Source organism: Acinetobacter sp. 16, assembly GCF_033439925.1.
Lineage (GTDB): Bacteria > Pseudomonadota > Gammaproteobacteria > Pseudomonadales > Moraxellaceae > Acinetobacter > Acinetobacter junii.
In genome coordinates, this window is sequence record NZ_CP137746.1 from 2541097 (window position 1) to 2561559 (window position 20463).

Genomic DNA, 20463 nt, shown 5'->3' on the forward strand with positions numbered 1-20463 from the left:
GGTTCACATCTTAAATGTATGAAGCATTTTGAAATGAAGATCATACATTTAAAATTAATTTACTGCACAATCAAATACTTCACAAATACAGATTGACAGGTCAAGAACTTCCACAGATATTAGCGTGTTCGGCTCTCTCTCCCATTGTACTTGACATTTATGACGGCAAGCTTAAAAAGTTTTAATATTCTGCTACTTATTCTGCTGCCTGCTCTCGTTACAGGTGGTTTGTTAATTGTTGCAGGAAACCTATCAGATGGTTTACGCCTAGGTTTTTTATCCCTACCAGGCGTTATTTTTACTTACTTTGCGATCACGCGAAGAAAAACATATTGGTATATTTTTTCTTTGTTGTGGTGGTTTATTTTTTTACTCGACTCACTGCTTAGATCAAGTACATGGTTTCTTTTTAGTAGTGATAGTGAAGCCTACTTTATTATTGAAGCGATTGCCAATACTAATCGCCAAGAAATTTGGGAATTTCTGCAACTTCATTCAGTCGCAGTATTTACTGTTTTTATCAGTTTAATTATTCTCATCGCGCTGCATAGTTTTGCAGTCTTTAAATTAATTAAAGTTCAACATGTAGAGCAAATTTGGCAAAGTAAAATCTTTCGCTCATTTATCATTTTGCTTACCGTATTAAGTCTGACTAGCTATTTGATGAAACCTTCTCGCAAGGTGCATCCTCTTATTTTTTGGACAGAGTATCAAACTAAGATTCAAGATTTCCGCGGGCGAGTAAAACAACATAAGAATGTACATAAGCAATGGGATTTAAGTGCTGAAAAAAATCTAGTCATGACGCGACAGGCCAAAGGTAAACAAACCCATGTCCTAGTGCTTTCAGAAAGCTTAACCAGTTTGAATCTTGGCATTTGCGGTTACCCTAGAGATACCACTCCAGAGTTGAATAAACGACTTTCAGAGATTAAAATTTTTTGTAATGCGTTTTCGCCATCACCGTCTACCATCAATGCTTTACGTGTTTTATTGACTGAAAGCCCTGCATCAGAACATAAAAAATATTCACCCGAAAGTGTATTGGCTTATGCTCGAGCAGCAGGATATAAAATTTATTGGCTAAGTAATCAAGATGATAGTTATCTATCATCATTGTTTGGTTCTTATGCGGATCAAGCTATTTATAAAAATACCCGTTCAGGTCGTAGCAGCTCATCTTTAGATGAAAATTTACTGCCTATTTACCAGCAGGCACTTGCTGATCCCGTCGAAAAGAAACTTATTATTTTACATCTGATCGGGACTCATCCTAATTACCAAGAACGCTACCCAACGACATTCAATAAATTTAATAGTAATAGTAATGATCGTGTTGAATCAGATTTAAAAGCACGAAATATCGATCCTTGGATTCGTTCCTTACGTAATGATTATGACAATGCAGTGCTATATGAAGATCATTTATTGGCAAAAATGCTGGACACTTTAAGAGCTGATCATTTACCTGATTTTAGATCTTTCACGGTAGTTTCAGATCACGGCAATGAAGTTGGACATGAACTAGATTATGCTGGTCATAGCCCAACGACCAAAGCAGGCTACCAAGTTCCTGTCATCATGTGGTCGGATAAGTTAAATTTAACAGGCGTGAATAAAGACACAAATCTCAATACTGCTGAACTGGATCAGAATTTAATGCATATCATGGGCTTGAAAGATAAATCCTCTTCCAATCATTCGTATTGGCTAGATCAAGATTATCGTTTTACACCTGAGGCAAATTGGCCGTATTGGGAAAATAAATCCTAAGAAAATTATTATCTCACCCAGTTTGATCAAGAGGTTAAGCTGGGTTTATTTTTATCTATAAAAAATTCATAAAATTATCATCTTATTGTCATCCGTTTGATAAATTTAATTTGCACACTGACTGCTTTAATTAAAAATGAAAGCGTCAATTTATGTTAAAAAAAGCAGTGATTTGCCTGAGCTTACTCAGTTTAGTTGGTTGTAATGATGACAATAATGATCAAACCAACTCCAAACAACCGAATTATGAGCTACCGAAAATCTTAGTCGTTGGTCACCGTGGTGCTAGTGCTCTACGCCCAGAACACACACTCGCCTCCTATCAAAAAGCTATCGAAGATGGTGCAGATTTCATTGAACCCGATTTAGTTTCGACCAAAGATGGTGTGTTAGTCGCACGTCATGAAAATGAAATTAGTGGAACAACCAATGTTGCAGAATTGCCAGAATTTGCTAATCGTAAAAAAACTAAAGTCATTGACGGCGTAAGTATTGAAGGCTGGTTTACAGAAGACTTTACCTTAAATGAGCTACAGCAACTGAAAGCGCGTGAACGAATTCCACAGTATCGACCAGAAAATACTAAATACAATGATTTATATCCAGTTCCGACTCTAGAGCAAATAATTGAACTTGCTGATGCTCATTACAAAAAACAGGCAAGATTGTCGGCTTATATATAGAAACGAAACATCCAACGTATTTCCAAAATCAAAATCTAGCAATGGAAGATCGTTTACTTCAAACTTTATCTAAATATAAATACAGTCGAGATATTGCACCAATCTATCTTCAATCATTTGAAGTAAGCAATTTAAAATACCTTAAACAACAGTTAGATTTGCACAAGAGCCTCAAACACGCACAACTCATCCAACTTTACGATGAACAATCAGCTCGACCAGCAGATTATGTTGCAAAACAAATCTCGACAACATATGGAGATATGGCAACCGCTCAAGGCTTAAAAGAAGTGGCAAGCTATGCAAATGGTGTTGGACCATGGAAAGTATATGTCTTTAAAGATGCAAGCATGACTGAAACCACATCCTTTGTAAAAGATGCACACCAAGTCGGTTTAAAGGTTCATCCTTATACTTTCAGACCTGAGAATAATTTCTTAGCTGAATCATTAAAATGCAGCTCAAAAGCTGACGAACGTTGTGAGTCTGGCTCTATCAAAGAAATGCAACTCTACTTTAAAGCAGGTGTTGACGGTGTATTTACTGATGATCCTGCTATTGGGCGCAAAGCAGTACAAAGTTATTTAACTACCTCTGCACAATAAATCAAAAAATGGGTAGTTTCAGACTACCCATTTCCTTTCATTACTATTTGATTACGCTTTACCTGTTGCCATTGCCACCATCCATAAGCCGCTAAACCTACAAATACCGCATACAAGCCTGCAGTTAACAGTAATTCTTTATAGATAAACATAGCTACATAAACAATATCAACGACGATCCATAAAACCCAAGTCTCAATATATTTTCGACTTGTCCAATAGGTTCCTAGTAAACTAAATGCTGCTAACTGTGAATCCAGCATTGGAACAGATGCATCCGTAAATTGCTTAAGGAACACACCGAAGCACAAACCACCAATCGACGCTAAAATTATTTGCAGATACATCGATTTTATATTTATTGTTTCAACGCGAATTTCATGATCTTGGCGTTTTCCTGTCAGCCATACATACAATCCATATAGATTCATACCTACAAAGAAGAACTGTAGAATCGTTTCGCCATAGAGCTTAAAATTAAAAAAAAGATATGCATAGAGAACACATGCGAATACATTAAATCCCCAACACCACATATTTCGCTTTATGGTTAAGCTAACGCCAATAATACTAATTAAAACGGCGAAAATTTCTAAATTAGACAAATTAATACTTCAATGTAGTCCGATCTATTTATTATGAGAAATTCTATTTAGTAATCAATTTTTAAAATATGATTTTCCTTAAATCTATTTTATTGCCACTATAAATATGGCTATTTTTTAAACATATCTTATGTTATAAAAATTACAAATATTCAATTAAACCTCTTATGACTAAATCGAAAAGTTTTTCTCCACGCTTAGTACAAATTTCGCATCGCGTCTCAGCCTATGCAGCATGGCGACGTGTCTGCATTTTTATGCGAGGAAACTTTTCTAACGTTGATCAAATGAATGACTAAATAAAACATTCACAGCAGAAAGGTCGCCTCAACAGCGACCTTTTTTATTGCATAAAAAAACCTATCCATAAGGAAGTTATCAAATGACACAGTTACAACAAAAGAATTTTATTTCACCAACACAGACTTCGCCGACTGTAGCGATGTTTCACCCTCGCCTTGCTACAGTCGGGCAATTTATTGCGGTTGTATTGATTTGGTCGCTCACTCCATTAGCAGCCGTCTGGACCGTGCATGAGATTCATTGGGCGTGGGGCTTGTTTATCCGATTCAGTTTGGCCATTCCTTTAGCACTCATTTGTTTAGTCTGCTTTCGACTTAAATTAACCCTCAGTAAACAGGCACTGATGAGTTATATCGCAGGTGCATTGGGATTATTTGGTTCTATGACATTTTGCTATATGGGAGCAACTCGAGTTTCATCGAGCATGATTTCAATCATTTATGGAACAGCACCTTTATGGACAGGTTTGATTTCAGTTTTTATCCTTAAACAAGAACGATTTCATAACCGCCAATGGTTTGGTCTGACGATTGCCTTTATAGGCTTGTTACTGACAATGGGTATCGGTTCACGCGATATTCAACTTGATCTTGTAGGTGTGATTTATGAAATCATTGCAGTGATGCTCTATGTATTATCTATGTTTGCAATTGCACGAGTTGGAGCTGATATACACCCTATCATTCAAATGACAGGTTCAACGATCGTGTCATGGTTAGGTTATGTATGCCTACTTCCCTTTTTTCTGTCAGCAATTCCAACAGAGCTGCCAAGCATTCAAACCTCTATAGCTTTACTCTATAGTGCTTTGTGCTCTTCAGTTTTGGCTATGATTTTTTATTTCCACTTAGTCCAGAAACTCAATCCAACAACAGTCATGCTCATTACGATTATTACACCATTACTGGCAACAATTTGGGGTACTTTATTTAATCATGAGCAAATCCATATATATTTGGTTACTGGATTGGGCTTGCTGTGTTTTGGTCTTTTTGCGTATACCTATCCTAGAACTAAATTCTAGCTAATCAGAACTCGAGTTGGTCAGAAAAATGACCGACTCGTCGATAGCATAACCCGCTATGCTACAGTTACACTACTTATAGAAAGATTTATTCAAGGATGAAAGAATCAATGCGTAGTAGCCTTTTATGGATTTGGTTCGCTGTATTTTTGATTTTACAAGGCTGTGTGCATGCCACTGTTCAACCAAATCAAATTTCTAAAGCTCATACGACTGAGCTAAAACAACGTTATTATCAAGTCAAAACAAAAGCTTCTGATGGAACCTTGATTGCTTTTACCGTCTATCAACCCAAACTATCAACAAATCAAACTGCCCCATTAATCCTCCATACACATGGTTTCGGCCTATCTCGCATGAAGCGTCCTGAACTAAGCTTGTATGGTTTTTTACTTCCAACCGGACAAGTCGCTAAATCAGCTTGGAAAAAAGGCTATTGGGTCATCAGTTTTGATCAACGAGGACATGGGGGGAGTCAAGGAAAGATTCGCTTAACAGACCCTGAAAAAGAAGCACAAGATGTCATTACGATTTTAAATTGGGCTGAACAAAATTTACCGCAACTGGCTAAAAATCAAAATGGTGTTCGTGCTGGAATGATTGGTGAATCCTATGCAGGCGGTGTGCAATATATTGCTTCAGCTTTAGACAAACGATTACAAGCAATTGTGCCTATTACGACATGGTACGATATTGTTGAAAGTTTAGCCCCAAATGGTGTGCCAAAAAGTAATTGGATTGATTTCTTAAATCTGATTGGAGACTGGTGGAACTGGAACAAATTCGACCCAGAATTAAAACAAGCATATCGAGATACTCAACAGCCACAACTCAACCCTTCCATTTATGATTTTCTAAAAACACATCAAGCTAGCTGGTTTTGCCAACGTGAACAACGTCCTCAGGCTGATGCTTTAATTATTCAGGGATTTAGAGATGTACTTTTCCCATTTAATGAAGGTGTGAAAGCAACAAAATGCTTGCAAGAAGCGAATCGTCAAGTTCATTTGATCGGTGTCGAAGGTGGGCATCTACAGCCATTTGCTCAACACTCTCCTTTGGGCAGTACACCTTTTTGGTATATTGGAAAATCTATTCGTTGTGGGAATCAAAAGAGCTACGATTTACAAAAAACCATAATAAGCTGGTTCGACCTCAAACTAAAAGATCAAAATTCATCATCTGAACTTCCTGAAGTCTGTATTGATCAAAGTCCAGTAATCCAAATCAATGATTTAAAACCGATTACATCCTACGATTTGAACAAAAAATGGATTGCACCAAACACAACTCAGGATGTATTTATTCCTATCCATACAGCAAATCAAAAAAGCTTCATCACAGGATCATCTTTATTGTCACTTGCTGTCGAAACAGAAAATGATGATGCAACTTTTTTTATTTCAATGGCAGTCAAGTCAGCTCAAACAGGGAAATATAAGACTCTTAATGAACAAACAACGCCATTTAACCCAAAACGTAAGCAGCTTTATGACCAAATTATTTCTGGATTAAATTTAAAGACACAGAATTATCAAGATGTTGAGTTACCAAGTATTAATACCCATCTTCAACAAGGAGATACGATTGGGCTACTCGTTCATAGTCAAAGTAAATATTACAAAAGAGTAAAACAGAACAAAGTTGAAGCTTGGATTTCTGGCCAAATAAAGTTACCTAAATTATGGAGTGAAAAAGAGGTAACTCAGCAGTAATTATTAAATAATTATATCGAGAGTGTGATTACCACTCTCGATTGGCAATTAACTCTTCCATTTCGATATCAAGATAACCTGCATCTTGAACAATCATCATCATAGCTTCAGCGATATAATCTGCAGCTGTATCATCTAGACTTGACTCTAAATCTTCAAACTGAGGTTTCATCTCATTGATTTCTTTCATCGTTTGATGAGCTACTGCGTAAATTTCCATTTCAGATAAATCAGACCGACTGACTTTCTTTGAAAATTGCTTAATATGTTGTTTGATTTCAGCTACGAGAATATCGGGATAATAATCATCATCAAACATCGGGAGAAGTAAATTTTCAAACATAAAAATGAATACATCAATAAAACGACATGCTTATATCACAATCTCATGTAAAGCACGATATTTAGGCATAAAAAAAGCGGCTCTATCAACCGCTTTTTAGAAAACAGATTTTAATCTTTTCGTGCACTTAAATTCTTGGCGATCTTAGCAAGCTCTACGAACTCTGCACGCATTTGATATGGATCAGGTTGAGTAGATTGCTGACCAAGTTGAATGATCTGATCCCAGCCCACTGCACCATTATATTGTCCACCTTTTAATTGCTGTGCATATGAAGCTACTGCAATCGCAAATCTTGTATCACTATTGGCTTTTTCTAGAGGCTTGCTACCAAGCTGAACAGCTTGATTCAATAAGATGCTTTTATCTTGATTTGGCAATTTATAGCGCAAATTTACAAATGCATATTCTGTTTTCTTTGAAGCATCGATTTTTGTGCTTGCTTGATAGCGTGAATCATTATTCCAGCCTTGCTGACCCACAGGAATAATTTCATATAGTGCTGTGACATTATGTCCTGCTCCAATATCTCCAGCATCAACTTTATCATTATTAAAATCTTCCTGTTTCAACATACGATTTTCATAACCAACTAATCGATATTCTTTAACAGTTGCTGGATTAAATTCAACTTGAATTTTAACATCTTGAGCGACAGTGGCTAATGTTGAAGATAACTGACGTTGCACGACTTTTTTAGCTTCATTCTTATTGTCGATATAAGAGTAATTACCATCACCTGCATCAGCAATTTGCTCCATTAATTCTTCATTGTAATTACCTGTACCATAACCTAATGCAGTCAAAGAAACTCCACTTTTACGCTTCTCAGCCACCATACCTTTTAAGGTACTAAAATCTGTAATTCCAACATTAAAATCGCCATCCGTTGCCAATAAAATGCGATTGATTCCATTTTTAATAAATGCTTTTTCAGCTTGTTTGTAAGCTAGTTGTATCGCCTGCTCTCCTGATGTAGCCCCACCCGCACGAAGCTCATCAATTACACGAAGAATTTTATCTTTTTGATCACCTGAGGTGGGTTCTAAAACTAATTTTTCCCCGCTCGCATAAGTAATAATCGTTACTTTATCTTGGGGACGAAGCTGTTCAGTTAAGATTCTTAATGTTTGCTTTACTAATGGCAATTTATCTGGATCATCCATACTGCCTGAAACATCGACTAAAAAAACAAGATTAGCAGCAGGTAACTGTTTGACTGATAAATCTTTTGCTTGAATGCCAATTTTGATTAATTTGGCATTTTCTTTCCATGGAGAATCAACAGTTTCTGTTGTCACTGAAAATGGATGGATTCCAACAGGTTGAGGATATTGATAATCAAAATAATTAATCATTTCCTCGACACGAATAGCATCAACAGGAGGCAAGCGACCATCATTTAGAAAACGTCTTGTATTGGTATAACTTCCTGTATCAACATCGATACTAAAAGTAGAAACTGCTCGCTCAGCTACGCGATGAACTGGATTGACTTCATTCTTTTGATATTTTTCTGTGTTTGCCTCAAGTTTTACTCGCTCAGGTGCAGGGATTGCAGCTATGTAAGACGGTGTAACCATCTTACGTGCCATTTCCGAAGACATGTGCGCAGTCGGCGGCGGTGACATAGCAACAATGCCTGTTTCCCTGACTGGATTACCACAAGCAACGAGCATAGAACTGAGTACTGCTAAACTCAAAATTTTCTTTGATTGATACATCTTAAAACCCCTAGATCTAATTTCAATTTTTTAAATATATCTTTTGATTAATATTCTACGTAAAAAAATAAAGATACACCGTATGTTAATGTATCTTTATCTTCATAATTTCTCTTAAATTACAATGAACTGAACAACATTCTACTCCAAACATTGATTGCATCTTTAGTCGCCTTAACATCATGTACGCGAACAATACTCGCACCCTGCTGGATACTTAACATATGCCCCATGACACTCCCTACTGTACGCTCTTGTGCTGGTATACCCGCTAATGCATCACCAATAAATCTTTTCCTAGATAAACCAGATAGCAAAGGAAATCCCAAGCGATTCAGTTTCCAAAACTCGTTTAGTAATTGAAAGTTCTGTTGAGCATTTTTAGCAAAACCAAAACCAGGATCGAGAATAATATTTTCAGGTTTGATTCCAACTTGAACAGCTTGATCTAGACGCTGTTGTAATTCTTGAATCACGTCCTCTGTCACATTTTCATATTGATCTAACTGATTCATATTAGTCGGCTCACCACGCATATGCATTAACACGACAGGTATATTCAATTCGGCAGCCATTTCTAATGCTTGGGGACGTGTGAGTGCACGAACATCGTTCCAAATATGTGCACCTGCTTTCACTGCCGCACGTATCACCTCGGGCTGACTGGTATCAATCGACATGATCACATCGTGTTTTGATAATGCTTTAACCACAGGAATCACACGGCGAATTTCTTCTTCTAGTTCGACTGGTGAAGCATTTGGACGGGTAGATTCTCCGCCTATATCAATGATAGTAGCGCCCTGCTCAATCATTTGTAACGCACGTTGTACTGCTTGATCTTTTTGATGATGCAACCCACCATCGCTAAAAGAATCAGGAGTTACGTTCAGAATACCCATAATTTGAGGTTGAGATAAATCTAAACTTAAACGACCACACTTCAACTGACAATTTGGTAATGGCATCAACTGCATTTAGACACTCCTCTCTCTAGTTCGTATATATTAACAAGACTGAAGTGCGCAAGCTGATGATTTATTTTCAATAGAATAATAAAGTTGCAATTTCCAAGCTAACAAATGCTCATTTTATTAATATTTTTTTAGAACATAAAAAAAAGAGCAACCTAAGTTGCTCTTTTAAATTTCAAAGTATTAACCCATTGCTGGTAATGGTGGTGGCGTAGATGGACCATCTTTTGGTGGTTCAAATGCAGCCACAGGATTCTCAGCAACATATACTTTTGGTGGACGAGGTTCACGCCCTTCCATGATGTCACGAATTTGGTCACGATCAATCGTTTCCCATTCCATCAAGGCTTTAACCATAGCATGTGCGATATCTTGATTATTTTCCAAAATATCACGAGCAACTTTATATTGTTGATCAAGGATACGACGAACTTCTTCATCTACTTTTTGTTGTGTAGCATCAGAAATTGTACGACTACCAACATTTCCAAAGAAACCATTTTGGTTTTCATCTTCATAGACCATGACGCCAAGTCTTTCTGACATACCATATTTGGTTACCATCGCACGAGCCATTTTAGTCGCTCGTTCGAAGTCGTTTGAAGCACCAGTTGACATTTGATTAATGAAAACTTCTTCAGCAATACGACCGCCAAATAAGATTGAAAGCTCATTCAACATCTTATCTTTATAATGGCTAGTTTGGTCTTGTTCAGGCAGCTGCCATGTCACACCCAAAGCCCAACCGCGTGGCATAATCGTTACTTTATGCACAGGATCAGTACCAGGCAAGATTTCAGCAACGATGGCATGACCCGCTTCATGGTACGCAGTAGCACGACGTTCTTCTTCACGAATCACCATCGACTTACGTTCAGGACCCATGTAGATTTTGTCTTTTGCATCTTCGAAATCATGCATGTCGACAGTGTTCTTGTTACGACGAGCAGCGAACAATGCAGCTTCATTCACTAAGTTTGCTAGTTGCGCACCAGAGAAGCCTGGTGTACCACGTGCAAGGACTTTAACATCAACACCAGTCACTGAAGGTAATTTCTTCAAATGAACATTTAAGATTTGCTCACGACCACGAATGTCAGGTAACCCTACCATCACTTGACGGTCAAAACGACCTGGACGAAGTAAAGCTTTATCCAATACATCTACACGGTTTGTGGCAGCAATTACGATCACACCTTCATTGCCTTCGAAACCGTCCATCTCTACAAGCATTTGGTTCAAGGTTTGTTCACGTTCATCATGACCGCCACCTGTACCTGAACCACGATGACGACCTACAGCATCAATCTCATCAATGAAAATAATACATGGTGCATGACGTTTAGCTTGTTCGAACATATCACGAACACGTGAAGCACCAACACCAACAAACATTTCAACGAAATCAGAACCAGAAATACTAAAGAAAGGAACTTTAGCTTCACCAGCAATTGCTTTGGCTAATAATGTTTTACCTGTACCTGGAGGACCAACCATTAACACACCACGTGGAATAGTTGCACCAAGACGTTTGAATTTTGCTGGATCTTTTAAGAAATCGACAATTTCAACGACTTCTTGTTTTGCTTCGTCACAACCTGCAACATCAGTAAACGTTACCTTGATTTGATCTTCAGATAACATTTTTGCTTTTGACTTACCAAAACTCATAGGACCGTTTTTGCCACCAGCGCCACCGCCCATATTACGCATGAAGAACATGAATAATAAAATGATGAGCAATACTGGGAAACTCGCAATGAGAAGTTGCATCAAAATGCCTTGACGTTGCGGAGCTGTCCCCTCAACTACAACATTTTGTTTGTTCAAGCTTGGTAGCAACTCAGTGTCTTCAACTTGTGGGCGAACCGTTTCAAATGAAGAACCATTGGTTTTTTCACCGCTAATATTTAAACCGTCAATTGTGACTTGTTTAATCTGCCCAGCATTAACTGCTGCTACGAAATCAGAATATTTCATCGCGGCAGGCTTATTGCGGTCACTGACGTTGCTAAAAATCAAAATCAGAACACCGAGTATGATGAGCCACAATACGGCATTCTTGAAGTAATCGCTCAAGGCTTTATTCCCATATCAATCTAATTTGATCATACCTAATCTTGGCTGACCTTCACAAAAACAGCAATGAATTTGCGTTGCAAAAAACTTAAAAGGTACAAAATGCACAATTTTTAACAACTTGGCAAGTACACTTTTATTGCAATGCCTTTTTACGACCTTGTCCAATCAAAAAAACCTCTTTTGATCGAGCACGAGACGCCTCAGGTTTAGCTGTTTTTAATACATCAAAACTATCGACCACTTGCTTTCTGAATTCGTCAAAGCCCGAACCTTGGAACACTTTAACAATAAATTGTCCATTTGGTCCTAAAACTTTTTGAGCAAAATCCAAAGCCAATTCACAAAGATAAATTTGGCGCGGTTGATCAACAGCCCTATTACCTGATGTATTGGGGGCCATATCAGAAATTACAACGTCAACTTGACGTCCATTTAAAATATTTAACAATTTTTCAAAAACTTCTTCCTCTCGGAAGTCACCTTGTAAGAAAGTCACGTCAGGAAGTGCATCCATTGGTAAAATATCTGAAGCAATTACTAGACCATTAGAACCAACCAGCTTTCCAGCGATTTGTGACCAACTACCTGGTGCTGCACCAAGATCGACAACCGTCATTCCTGGTTTGATCATTTTATATTTTTCTTGGATTTCAAGTAACTTATATGCTGCACGAGCGCGATAACCTTCTTTTTGTGCTTTTTTCACAAAAGGATCATCCAAGTGCTCTCTCATCCATGCACGACTGCTTTTAGACAATTTTTGATTGGTAATGCGTGTCGCCATAACTCACTAAATTTCAAAAAACTTCTGATTAGTCATTGTACGTGAAAATTACTCTCATTACAGTACGGATGTACTTCATTCACACGAACTTTTACAGATTTTTTTCGATCATCTAGATTGGATATTTCTCTTATTTTTGATCATTTTTATCCATCCACAAGCACCATTAATCTATCTTAGAAACGGGATGCAAGTTATACTAGTTCGTTTTTCAAATCAGGTATTTTTTAAATGGCGGCTTTATCTATCCATGAGCGCAAACGTTTACGTCAAATTGGCCACGCGCTGAATCCAGTTGTTATGATTGGTGGTCAGGGTTTGACAGAAAACGTAATTGAAGAAACAAATCGCGCTTTGAATGATCATGAACTTATCAAAGTTAAAATCGCGGGCGAAGATCGTGAAGATCGTGCAGCTGTAATTGATGCACTTGTTGAAGCTACAGGCGCTGAATCAGTACAAAAAATTGGTAAAATTGTTTTGCTTTATAAGAAAGCGAACAAACAAAATCAAAATCTCTCAAATCTCGTTCGTTTTGCACATTTAAGCAAGTAATCAAGCTATGGCAAGTTATGAACTCTCTGCTTTCGATCGTTTTAGTGCAATTACCGTTGTTGGAGCGATTGAGCAACAAACACCAGCGACTATAAATGTTGGTTTTTGGGTTCGTGACCCAAATCAGTTTTTAATTTATCCCGATCTCGTCGCAGCACATCCTCGCCTCGACTTTTTATGGGAACAAACGTGTTTTGAAATTTTTGTAGGTGTGAAAGATGAAGATTTCTATAGAGAAATTAATCTTTCCCCTTCTCAAGCTTGGCAAGCTTATCAATTTGAAGAATACCGATTCCCTGAAAATATACCGCCACTTCCTGCATATGATATTGAGCTAAATCACTTACAGAAAACCCATTACGGATTAAATGTAAGTTTAGACCTTACTCAATTTATGCAAAGCAATAAGTTGAAGTGGTCAGATTTATATGTAGGTTTAACTGCTGTATTAAATACCACACAAGGTATGCATTATTTTGCAATGCAGCACAGTAGCCCTCAAGCCGATTTTCACAACAAACGTGATTGGCTACATCAATTTTAATCAATAAAAAAGCGAGAATATATCTCGCTTTTTTATTGGCTAGTAATTAACTAGCACGAACTTTGTTCCAAGCTTCTACAGCTTGATCTTTAGTACGTTTAAAACTGCCAACTAGCGTATCTTTGTGCTTAACAGAGATTTGGCTAATATCATCTTTTAATTCTTTGCTTACTTTCGTTAAATCTTCAATTAAAGCATTTAACTCAGTTTTCAACGCATTCTTTAATTCAAACAAGTTACCTTGAGAAGAATTTAATTGTGATTTGATCACTTCAATACGTTGAAGTAAATCTTGCTTGATTTGAGTCAATTGATTTTGAATATTTTGATTCAATTCTTTAGCTTCAGTCTCAATTTTTTCTTGAGTTTCAGCAATCACTTCTTTCACTTGCTCTTGAGTTTCAGCAATTACTTCTTTCGCTTGTTCTTGAGTTTCAGCAATTACTTCTTTCGCTTTAGCAGTCTTTTCAGCTACAACTTCTTTCGCTTTTGCTGTTTTCTCTGCAACTGCTTCTTTAACTTCAGCAGTCTTTTCAGCTACAACTTCTTTCACTTCTGCTGTTTTTGCAGCAACAGTTTCTTTAGCTTTAGCCGTTTTCTCGACAGCAACTTCTTTCACTTCTTCAGCAGTTGTCGGCGCTTGATTCTCAGCCATCTTGATTCCCCTCTATACTGATTGTTGATTTTTTGGCTAGGTATAAGATAAATCGCTTCAGCATCGAATCAGGCAAAAATTGTCTAACAATTTTCATAATATCTCATTCTATACTTAGAAGAATGAGTTATTTTGCAATAGACACTCTCTTCTGCTCCTCATTTTTACACATGTACTTTTAACTCACTTTAATAAATAAAACACATAGACTTTTCAGAGACTCATGCGTATAATGCGCTGTTAAGTTACAAGCGAGCAGACTGGAAGGAGGGGCATGTTTTTAAAGACGGCCTACCTTTTTTTATGTCTACTCGCTTTTTTACAGCCCTATTTTTGTGGTTTTAGTTCAGGAGCTTTGGTTTGAGCACCCCCGCCATTTTAGCCCTCGCAGATGGAACGATCTTTAAAGGAACGTCTATCGGTGCATCGGGTAGTACGACTGGTGAAGTCGTTTTTAATACTGCCATGACTGGTTATCAAGAAATTTTGACTGACCCAAGTTACGCACAGCAACTTGTTACGTTGACTTATCCTCATATCGGAAATACTGGCTGTAATAGTGAAGACGTTGAATCAGGTCGCATCCATAAAGTATGGGCGAATGGTTTAATTATTCGTGATCTTCCACTATTACACAGTAACTTCCGTTCTGAGCAATCACTTAGCGAATATTTACAACAACACAATGTTGTTGCAATCGCAGATATTGACACACGAAAGTTAACTCGTATCTTACGTGAAAAAGGAGCACAAAACGGTTGTATCCTTGCTGGCGAAAATATTACAGAAGAAGAAGCTATTGCCAAAGCACGTGAATTCGGTGGTTTAAATGGTCTTGATCTTGCTAAAGAATGCTGTGACCCTGAAGGTTTCGAATGGACTGAAGGTTCTTGGGCATTAGGCAATGGTTTTACCCAACCAGAACTTAAATATCATGTTGTTGCATATGATTATGGTGTCAAAACCAACATCTTACGTATGCTCGCAGATCGCGGCTGTAAATTAACAGTTGTTCCTGCACAAACACCTGCTGAAAAAGTCCTTGCTTTAAATCCAGATGGCGTTTTCCTGTCAAATGGTCCTGGTGATCCAGCAGCATGTGAGTATGCAATCGAAGCAGTTAAAACAATTGTTGAAACCACAACATTACCAGTCTTTGGTATTTGTTTAGGTCACCAAATTTTAGCGCTTGCTTCTGGTGCGAAGACGATGAAAATGAATCATGGTCATCACGGCGCCAACCATCCTGTACAAAACCTTGAGAATGGTACAGTGATGATTACTTCTCAAAACCATGGCTTTGCAGTTGATGAAAGCACCTTACCTTCAAACTTAAAAGTAACACATCGTTCATTGTTTGATGGTACAAACCAAGGTATTCATCGCACTGACAAACCAGCATTTAGCTTCCAAGGTCACCCTGAAGCGAGTCCTGGTCCACATGATTGCGCTCCGTTGTTCGATCATTTCATCGAACTTATCCAAGCAGCTAAGAAGTAATTAAGGAGCGAATAATGCCTAAACGTACGGATATTAAAAGCATCTTAATTATTGGTGCTGGTCCTATTGTCATTGGTCAGGCGTGTGAGTTTGACTACTCAGGTGCACAAGCATGTAAAGCGCTTCGTGAAGAAGGTTACCGTGTTATTTTGGTGAACTCTAACCCAGCGACCATCATGACCGATCCTTCAATGGCGGATGCAACTTATATCGAGCCAATCACTTGGCAGACAGTTGCACAAATTATTGAAAAAGAACGCCCAGATGCAGTTCTCCCAACGATGGGTGGTCAAACTGCATTGAACTGTGCACTTGCATTAGATGCTAACGGTATTTTAGAAAAATATAACGTTGAATTGATTGGTGCATCAAAAGAAGCGATTGAGAAAGCAGAAGATCGTAAACTTTTTGACATCGCAATGCGTAAAATTGGACTTGAATGTCCACGTGCTGATGTTGCAGAAAGCATGGAACATGCATTGGAAATTCAAGCACGTTTCGGCTTCCCAGTGATCATTCGTCCGTCATTCACGATGGGTGGTTCTGGTGGTGGTATCGCATACAATAAAGAAGAATTTATTGAAATCTGTGAACGCGGTTTCGATCTTTCTCCAACTAAACAATTATTGATTGATGAATCATTAATTGGTTGGAAAGAATACGAGATGGAAGTTGTTCGTGATAAAAACGACAACTGTATTATCGTATGTGCGATCGAAAACTTTGACCCAATGGGTGTGCATACTGGTGACTCAATCACTGTTGCCCCTGCTCAAACATTGACAGATAAAGAATATCAAATCATGCGTAATGCATCGGTTGCTGTTCTGCGTGAAATCGGTGTTGAAACAGGTGGTTCAAACGTTCAGTTCGGTATTAATCCGAAAGATGGTCGTATGGTTGTGATCGAGATGAACCCTCGTGTTTCTCGTTCATCTGCGCTTGCGTCTAAAGCTACTGGCTTCCCGATTGCAAAAATTGCTGCAAAACTTGCTGTTGGTTATACCCTTGATGAATTGAAAAATGACATCACTGGCGGTGTAACACCTGCAAGCTTCGAACCAGCAATTGACTATGTCGTAACCAAGATTCCACGCTTTAACTTCGAAAAATTCCCACAAGCTGAGCCTGTTCTTACAACTCAGATGAAATCTGTGGGCGAAGTGATGGCGATTGGTCGTAACTTCCAAGAATCTGTTCAAAAAGCACTTCGTGGTCTTGAAGTTGGTGTGAGTGGCTTTGATGAAAAAATCGAAGTTGGTACAGCTAATGCTAAAGACATCATTTTAAAAGAGCTTAAAGTTCCAGGTCCTGAGCGTATTTGGTATGTAGCTGATGCATTCCGTCATGGTTTCTCATTAGATGAAGTGTTTGAAGCAACCAAGATCGATCGTTGGTTCTTGATCCAAATCGAAGACATTATCAAAACTGAAGCTCAAGTAAAAACTTTAGGCTTTGGGGATTTAAATGCTGACAATATCCGTTCATTCAAACGCAAAGGTTTATCTGACCTTCGTATTGCTGACTTAATGGGTATTTCACAAAAGCAATTCCGTAAACAACGTTGGAACTTGGGTGTATATCCAGTTTATAAACGTGTTGATACATGTGCTGCTGAGTTCGAATCAGGTACAGCTTACATGTATTCAACTTATGATGAAGAATGTGAAGCAAATCCATCAAGCCGTGACAAAATCATGGTCATCGGTGGTGGTCCAAACCGTATTGGTCAAGGTATTGAGTTTGACTACTGCTGTGTACACGCAGCCCTAGCTATGCGTGATGACGGTTACGAAACAATCATGGTGAACTGTAACCCTGAAACTGTTTCAACTGACTATGACACATCAGATCGTTTGTACTTCGAACCTGTTACATTGGAAGATGTTCTTGAAATCGTACGTACTGAGAAGCCTAAAGGCGTGATCGTACAATACGGTGGTCAAACACCTTTGAAATTGGCTCGTGCTTTAGAAGAAGCAGGTACACCAATCATTGGTACATCTCCAGATGCGATTGACCGTGCAGAAGACCGTGAACGTTTCCAGCAAATGATTCAACGTCTACAACTTCGTCAACCGAACAACAGCATTGTAAAATCTGCTGAAGAAGGTATCTCTGAAGCTGCAAAAGTTGGTTACCCGCTAGTTGTTCGTCCATCTTATGTATTAGGTGGTCGCGCAATGGAAATCGTATATAACGAAGAAGAACTTAAGCGTTACCTTCGTGAAGCAGTACAAGCGTCGAATGAAGCCCCTGTCTTACTTGACCGTTTCCTTGATGATGCAACTGAAGTTGACGTGGACTGCGTATCTGACGGTAAAGACGTTGTGATCGGCGGTATCATGCAACACATTGAACAAGCAGGTATCCACTCAGGTGACTCAGCATGTTCGATTCCTCCTTACTCTCTTTCACAAGAAGTTCAGGATGAAATGCGTCGTCAAACTGTTGCGATGGCAAAAGAGCTTGGCGTTGTAGGTTTGATGAACGTTCAGTTTGCAGTAAAAGGCAACGACATTTATGTACTTGAAGTGAATCCACGTGCATCACGTACGGTTCCTTTCGTATCGAAATGTATCGGTGAATCTTTAGCGAAAGTTGCTGCTCGTTGTATGGCTGGTCAATCTTTAGAATCTCAAGGATTCACTAAAGAGATCATCCCAACTCACTTTGCTGTAAAAGAAGCGGTATTCCCGTTTGCTAAATTCCAAGGTGTTGACCCAATGCTTGGACCTGAGATGAAATCTACAGGTGAAGTTATGGGTGTAGGTGAAACATTTGGCGAAGCATTCTACAAAGCTGTGCTTGGTTCAAATGAACGTTTACCAGGCTTGCCAACTGAAGGCGAAGTGAAATATGCATTCTTATCTGTTCGTGAATCAGACAAGAAATATATTGCTAATATCGCTAAACAATTGATTGCTTACGGTTTCAAACTTGTTGCAACCAACGGTACTTACCAAGTATTGCAAGAAGCTGGTTTGGAATGTGAAGCAGTCAATAAAGTGACTGAAGGTCGTCCACACATTGTAGACCGCTTGAAAAATGGTGAAATTCATCTTATTGTCAACACCACTGAAGGCAAACAAGCTCAATACGATTCTGCAATGATTCGTCGTGCTGCCCTACAAGGCAAAGTGTACTACACAACGACAATCAATGGTGCAGAAGCAGTTTGCCAAGCATTTGCTGTGAAATTGCCAATGGATGTATACCGCTTGCAAGATTTACAAACTGTAGGTTAATTCTCTACCGATAAAGTCCCGTCACCTTATCGGTGGCGGGCTTTTTCTTTTTTTAATCCTGTATTTTCCCAACCAATTTAGAGGGGACTAAAATGCAACGTTATCCTATGACTCCTGAAGGCAAGGTTGCCTTAGAGAAAGAATTACAACAGTTAAAAACAGTTGATCGCCCACGTATTACACAGGCTATTGCTGAGGCACGTGAGCATGGTGACCTCAAAGAAAATGCTGAGTATCATGCAGCACGTGAGCAACAAGGCTTCTGTGAAGGTCGTATTCAAGATATCGAAGGTAAACTTGGCGCATGTCAGGTAATTGACGTTAAAGATCTTGAACAAAACGGTCGTGTTGTATTTGGTGTTACGGTAACGATTGAAAACCTAGATACTGAAGAACGTAAGACCTATAAAATCGTAGGCGACGATGAAGCAGATTTTAAAATTAATAAAATCTCAGTGAACTCTCCAATCGCACGTGGCCTATTAGGCAAAAGCGAAGGCGATGAAGCTAAAATTCAAACACCACAAGGTGAAGTTGAATACGAAATCGTGAGCGTGGAATACCTATAATATTCCAAGCTCAATTAACCCCTCACCTTTGAGGGGTTTTTCTTCTCAAATTATTCTGTGAAATGTAAATGGACTCAACTTCGATCAACTCCCCTGTTAAACATTGGTGTGAGTTCGAATTTATTGCGAAAACTGTAAAAAATCCAAATATTCATATTAAAGGTAATTATTCCTATTATTCTGCTTATTGGGATCAAGGTTTTGAACGTTGTGTAGTACGTTATCTACATGACAAAGTATCCACACCAGATAAACCAATAGACCAGCTCTATATTGGTAATTTTGTTTGCTTCGGTGCCGAATGCGTCATTATGATGGGCGGCAATCAGCTGCATAGACCAGACTGGATCTCAACATTCCCCTTTGATACACGCAGTTTTCTCCCTGCGGGTGACACCATAATTGCAGATGGCTGCTGGATTGGAAGCAGAGCCATGATCATGCAAGGTGTTAAACTCGGTGAAGGTGCTGTGGTTGCCACAGGAGCTATAGTCACTCAAGATGTCCCACCTTATGCAATTGTAGGCGGTGTACCTGCTAAAATTATTAAGTATCGTTTTTCTGAAACAGATATTGAAAGACTACTTTCTTTAAAACTCTATGAGCTAGATGAAAAGCAGATTTTAAAAATTAGAGAACTATTACAAACTGATCAACTTGATGATTTACACTCATATTTAGACAAAAGTCTATAAAATAATTAACTGTACAATGCACCTCATGCAATTTTAATATTCTTATATTTTTCAAATAACTAAACACATCAAAACATCTAAA

16 protein-coding genes and 1 pseudogene are annotated in these 20463 nt (G+C 38.4%); 10 read left to right on the top strand and 7 right to left on the bottom strand.

All coding sequences use genetic code 11. From position 1 onward, the window contains the following. Positions 1–159 precede the first annotated feature (159 nt). Positions 160–1773 carry a phosphoethanolamine transferase gene (locus R2H34_RS12310; RefSeq protein ID WP_151690920.1) on the top strand — a complete coding sequence of 538 codons (1614 nt, stop codon included), beginning with the start codon at positions 160–162 and terminating at the stop codon, positions 1771–1773. Between the two features lie 152 nt (positions 1774–1925). Further along, positions 1926–3061 (top strand): annotated as a pseudogene (locus R2H34_RS12315) (glycerophosphodiester phosphodiesterase). Positions 3062–3084: 23 nt separating this feature from the next. On the opposite strand, the gene pnuC reads toward R2H34_RS12315, so the two are convergent. After that, a complete protein-coding gene (gene pnuC, locus R2H34_RS12320; protein WP_151958630.1) occupies positions 3085–3666 on the bottom strand; it encodes a nicotinamide riboside transporter PnuC in 582 nt (193 codons plus the stop codon). Positions 3667–4048: 382 nt separating this feature from the next. On the opposite strand from pnuC, the gene R2H34_RS12325 reads away from it, so the two are divergent. Both R2H34_RS12325 and R2H34_RS12330 read left to right on the top strand, forming a co-directional pair. After that, a complete protein-coding gene (locus tag R2H34_RS12325) occupies positions 4049–4993 on the top strand; it encodes a DMT family transporter (protein ID WP_318342279.1) in 945 nt (314 codons plus the stop codon). Positions 4994–5103: 110 nt separating this feature from the next. Further along, positions 5104–6708, top strand: a complete 1605-nt coding sequence (locus tag R2H34_RS12330) for an alpha/beta hydrolase family protein (RefSeq protein WP_282896705.1) — start codon at positions 5104–5106, stop codon at positions 6706–6708. A 28-nt stretch (positions 6709–6736) separates the two neighbouring features. On the opposite strand, the gene R2H34_RS12335 is transcribed toward R2H34_RS12330, so the two are convergent. The 5 genes from R2H34_RS12335 to rlmE all read right to left on the bottom strand — a co-directional run bounded on the left by R2H34_RS12335 (position 6737) and on the right by rlmE (position 12615). Next, entirely contained in the window at positions 6737–7051 is a 315-nt protein-coding gene (locus R2H34_RS12335; RefSeq protein ID WP_004963525.1) for a DUF5713 family protein, read from the bottom strand. A gap of 110 nt (positions 7052–7161) precedes the next feature. Next, a complete protein-coding gene (locus R2H34_RS12340; RefSeq protein ID WP_004908265.1) occupies positions 7162–8775 on the bottom strand; it encodes a vWA domain-containing protein in 1614 nt (537 codons plus the stop codon). A gap of 119 nt (positions 8776–8894) precedes the next feature. After that, positions 8895–9752 carry a dihydropteroate synthase gene (folP, locus tag R2H34_RS12345; RefSeq protein WP_282896704.1) on the bottom strand — a complete coding sequence of 286 codons (858 nt, stop codon included), beginning with the start codon at positions 9750–9752 and terminating at the stop codon, positions 8895–8897. A 180-nt stretch (positions 9753–9932) separates the two neighbouring features. After that, entirely contained in the window at positions 9933–11828 is a 1896-nt protein-coding gene (gene ftsH, locus R2H34_RS12350) for an ATP-dependent zinc metalloprotease FtsH (protein WP_004963534.1), read from the bottom strand. A gap of 136 nt (positions 11829–11964) precedes the next feature. Beyond that, positions 11965–12615, bottom strand: coding sequence for a 23S rRNA (uridine(2552)-2'-O)-methyltransferase RlmE (gene rlmE / locus R2H34_RS12355; protein WP_004908277.1), 651 nt, complete (start codon positions 12613–12615; stop codon positions 11965–11967). A gap of 231 nt (positions 12616–12846) precedes the next feature. Between rlmE and yhbY the strand changes: the two genes are divergently transcribed. Beyond that, the gene (gene yhbY / locus R2H34_RS12360) at positions 12847–13170 is read left to right on the top strand and encodes a ribosome assembly RNA-binding protein YhbY (RefSeq protein WP_004908282.1); all 324 of its coding nucleotides are present in this window, start codon (positions 12847–12849) and stop codon (positions 13168–13170) included. A 7-nt stretch (positions 13171–13177) separates the two neighbouring features. Then, complete coding sequence (locus R2H34_RS12365; protein WP_004908285.1) at positions 13178–13714, top strand: DOMON-like domain-containing protein; 537 nt, start codon at positions 13178–13180, stop codon at positions 13712–13714. 46 nt (positions 13715–13760) lie between these two features. Here R2H34_RS12365 and R2H34_RS12370 read toward each other — a convergent pair whose 3' ends face one another. Beyond that, positions 13761–14369 carry a hypothetical protein gene (locus tag R2H34_RS12370; RefSeq protein ID WP_004963543.1) on the bottom strand — a complete coding sequence of 203 codons (609 nt, stop codon included), beginning with the start codon at positions 14367–14369 and terminating at the stop codon, positions 13761–13763. Between the two features lie 360 nt (positions 14370–14729). Here R2H34_RS12370 and carA point away from each other — a divergent pair, with 360 nt between their 5' ends. The 4 genes from carA to R2H34_RS12390 all read left to right on the top strand — a co-directional run bounded on the left by carA (position 14730) and on the right by R2H34_RS12390 (position 20381). Further along, a complete protein-coding gene (carA, locus tag R2H34_RS12375; protein WP_042893365.1) occupies positions 14730–15869 on the top strand; it encodes a glutamine-hydrolyzing carbamoyl-phosphate synthase small subunit in 1140 nt (379 codons plus the stop codon). Between the two features lie 14 nt (positions 15870–15883). Continuing rightward, entirely contained in the window at positions 15884–19117 is a 3234-nt protein-coding gene (carB, locus tag R2H34_RS12380; RefSeq protein WP_125272360.1) for a carbamoyl-phosphate synthase large subunit, read from the top strand. Positions 19118–19209: 92 nt separating this feature from the next. Beyond that, on the top strand, positions 19210–19686 hold the full coding sequence (greA, locus tag R2H34_RS12385; protein ID WP_004878279.1) for a transcription elongation factor GreA: 477 nt from the start codon (positions 19210–19212) through the stop codon (positions 19684–19686). Positions 19687–19754: 68 nt separating this feature from the next. After that, entirely contained in the window at positions 19755–20381 is a 627-nt protein-coding gene (locus R2H34_RS12390; protein ID WP_125318090.1) for a CatB-related O-acetyltransferase, read from the top strand. Positions 20382–20463 lie beyond the last annotated feature (82 nt).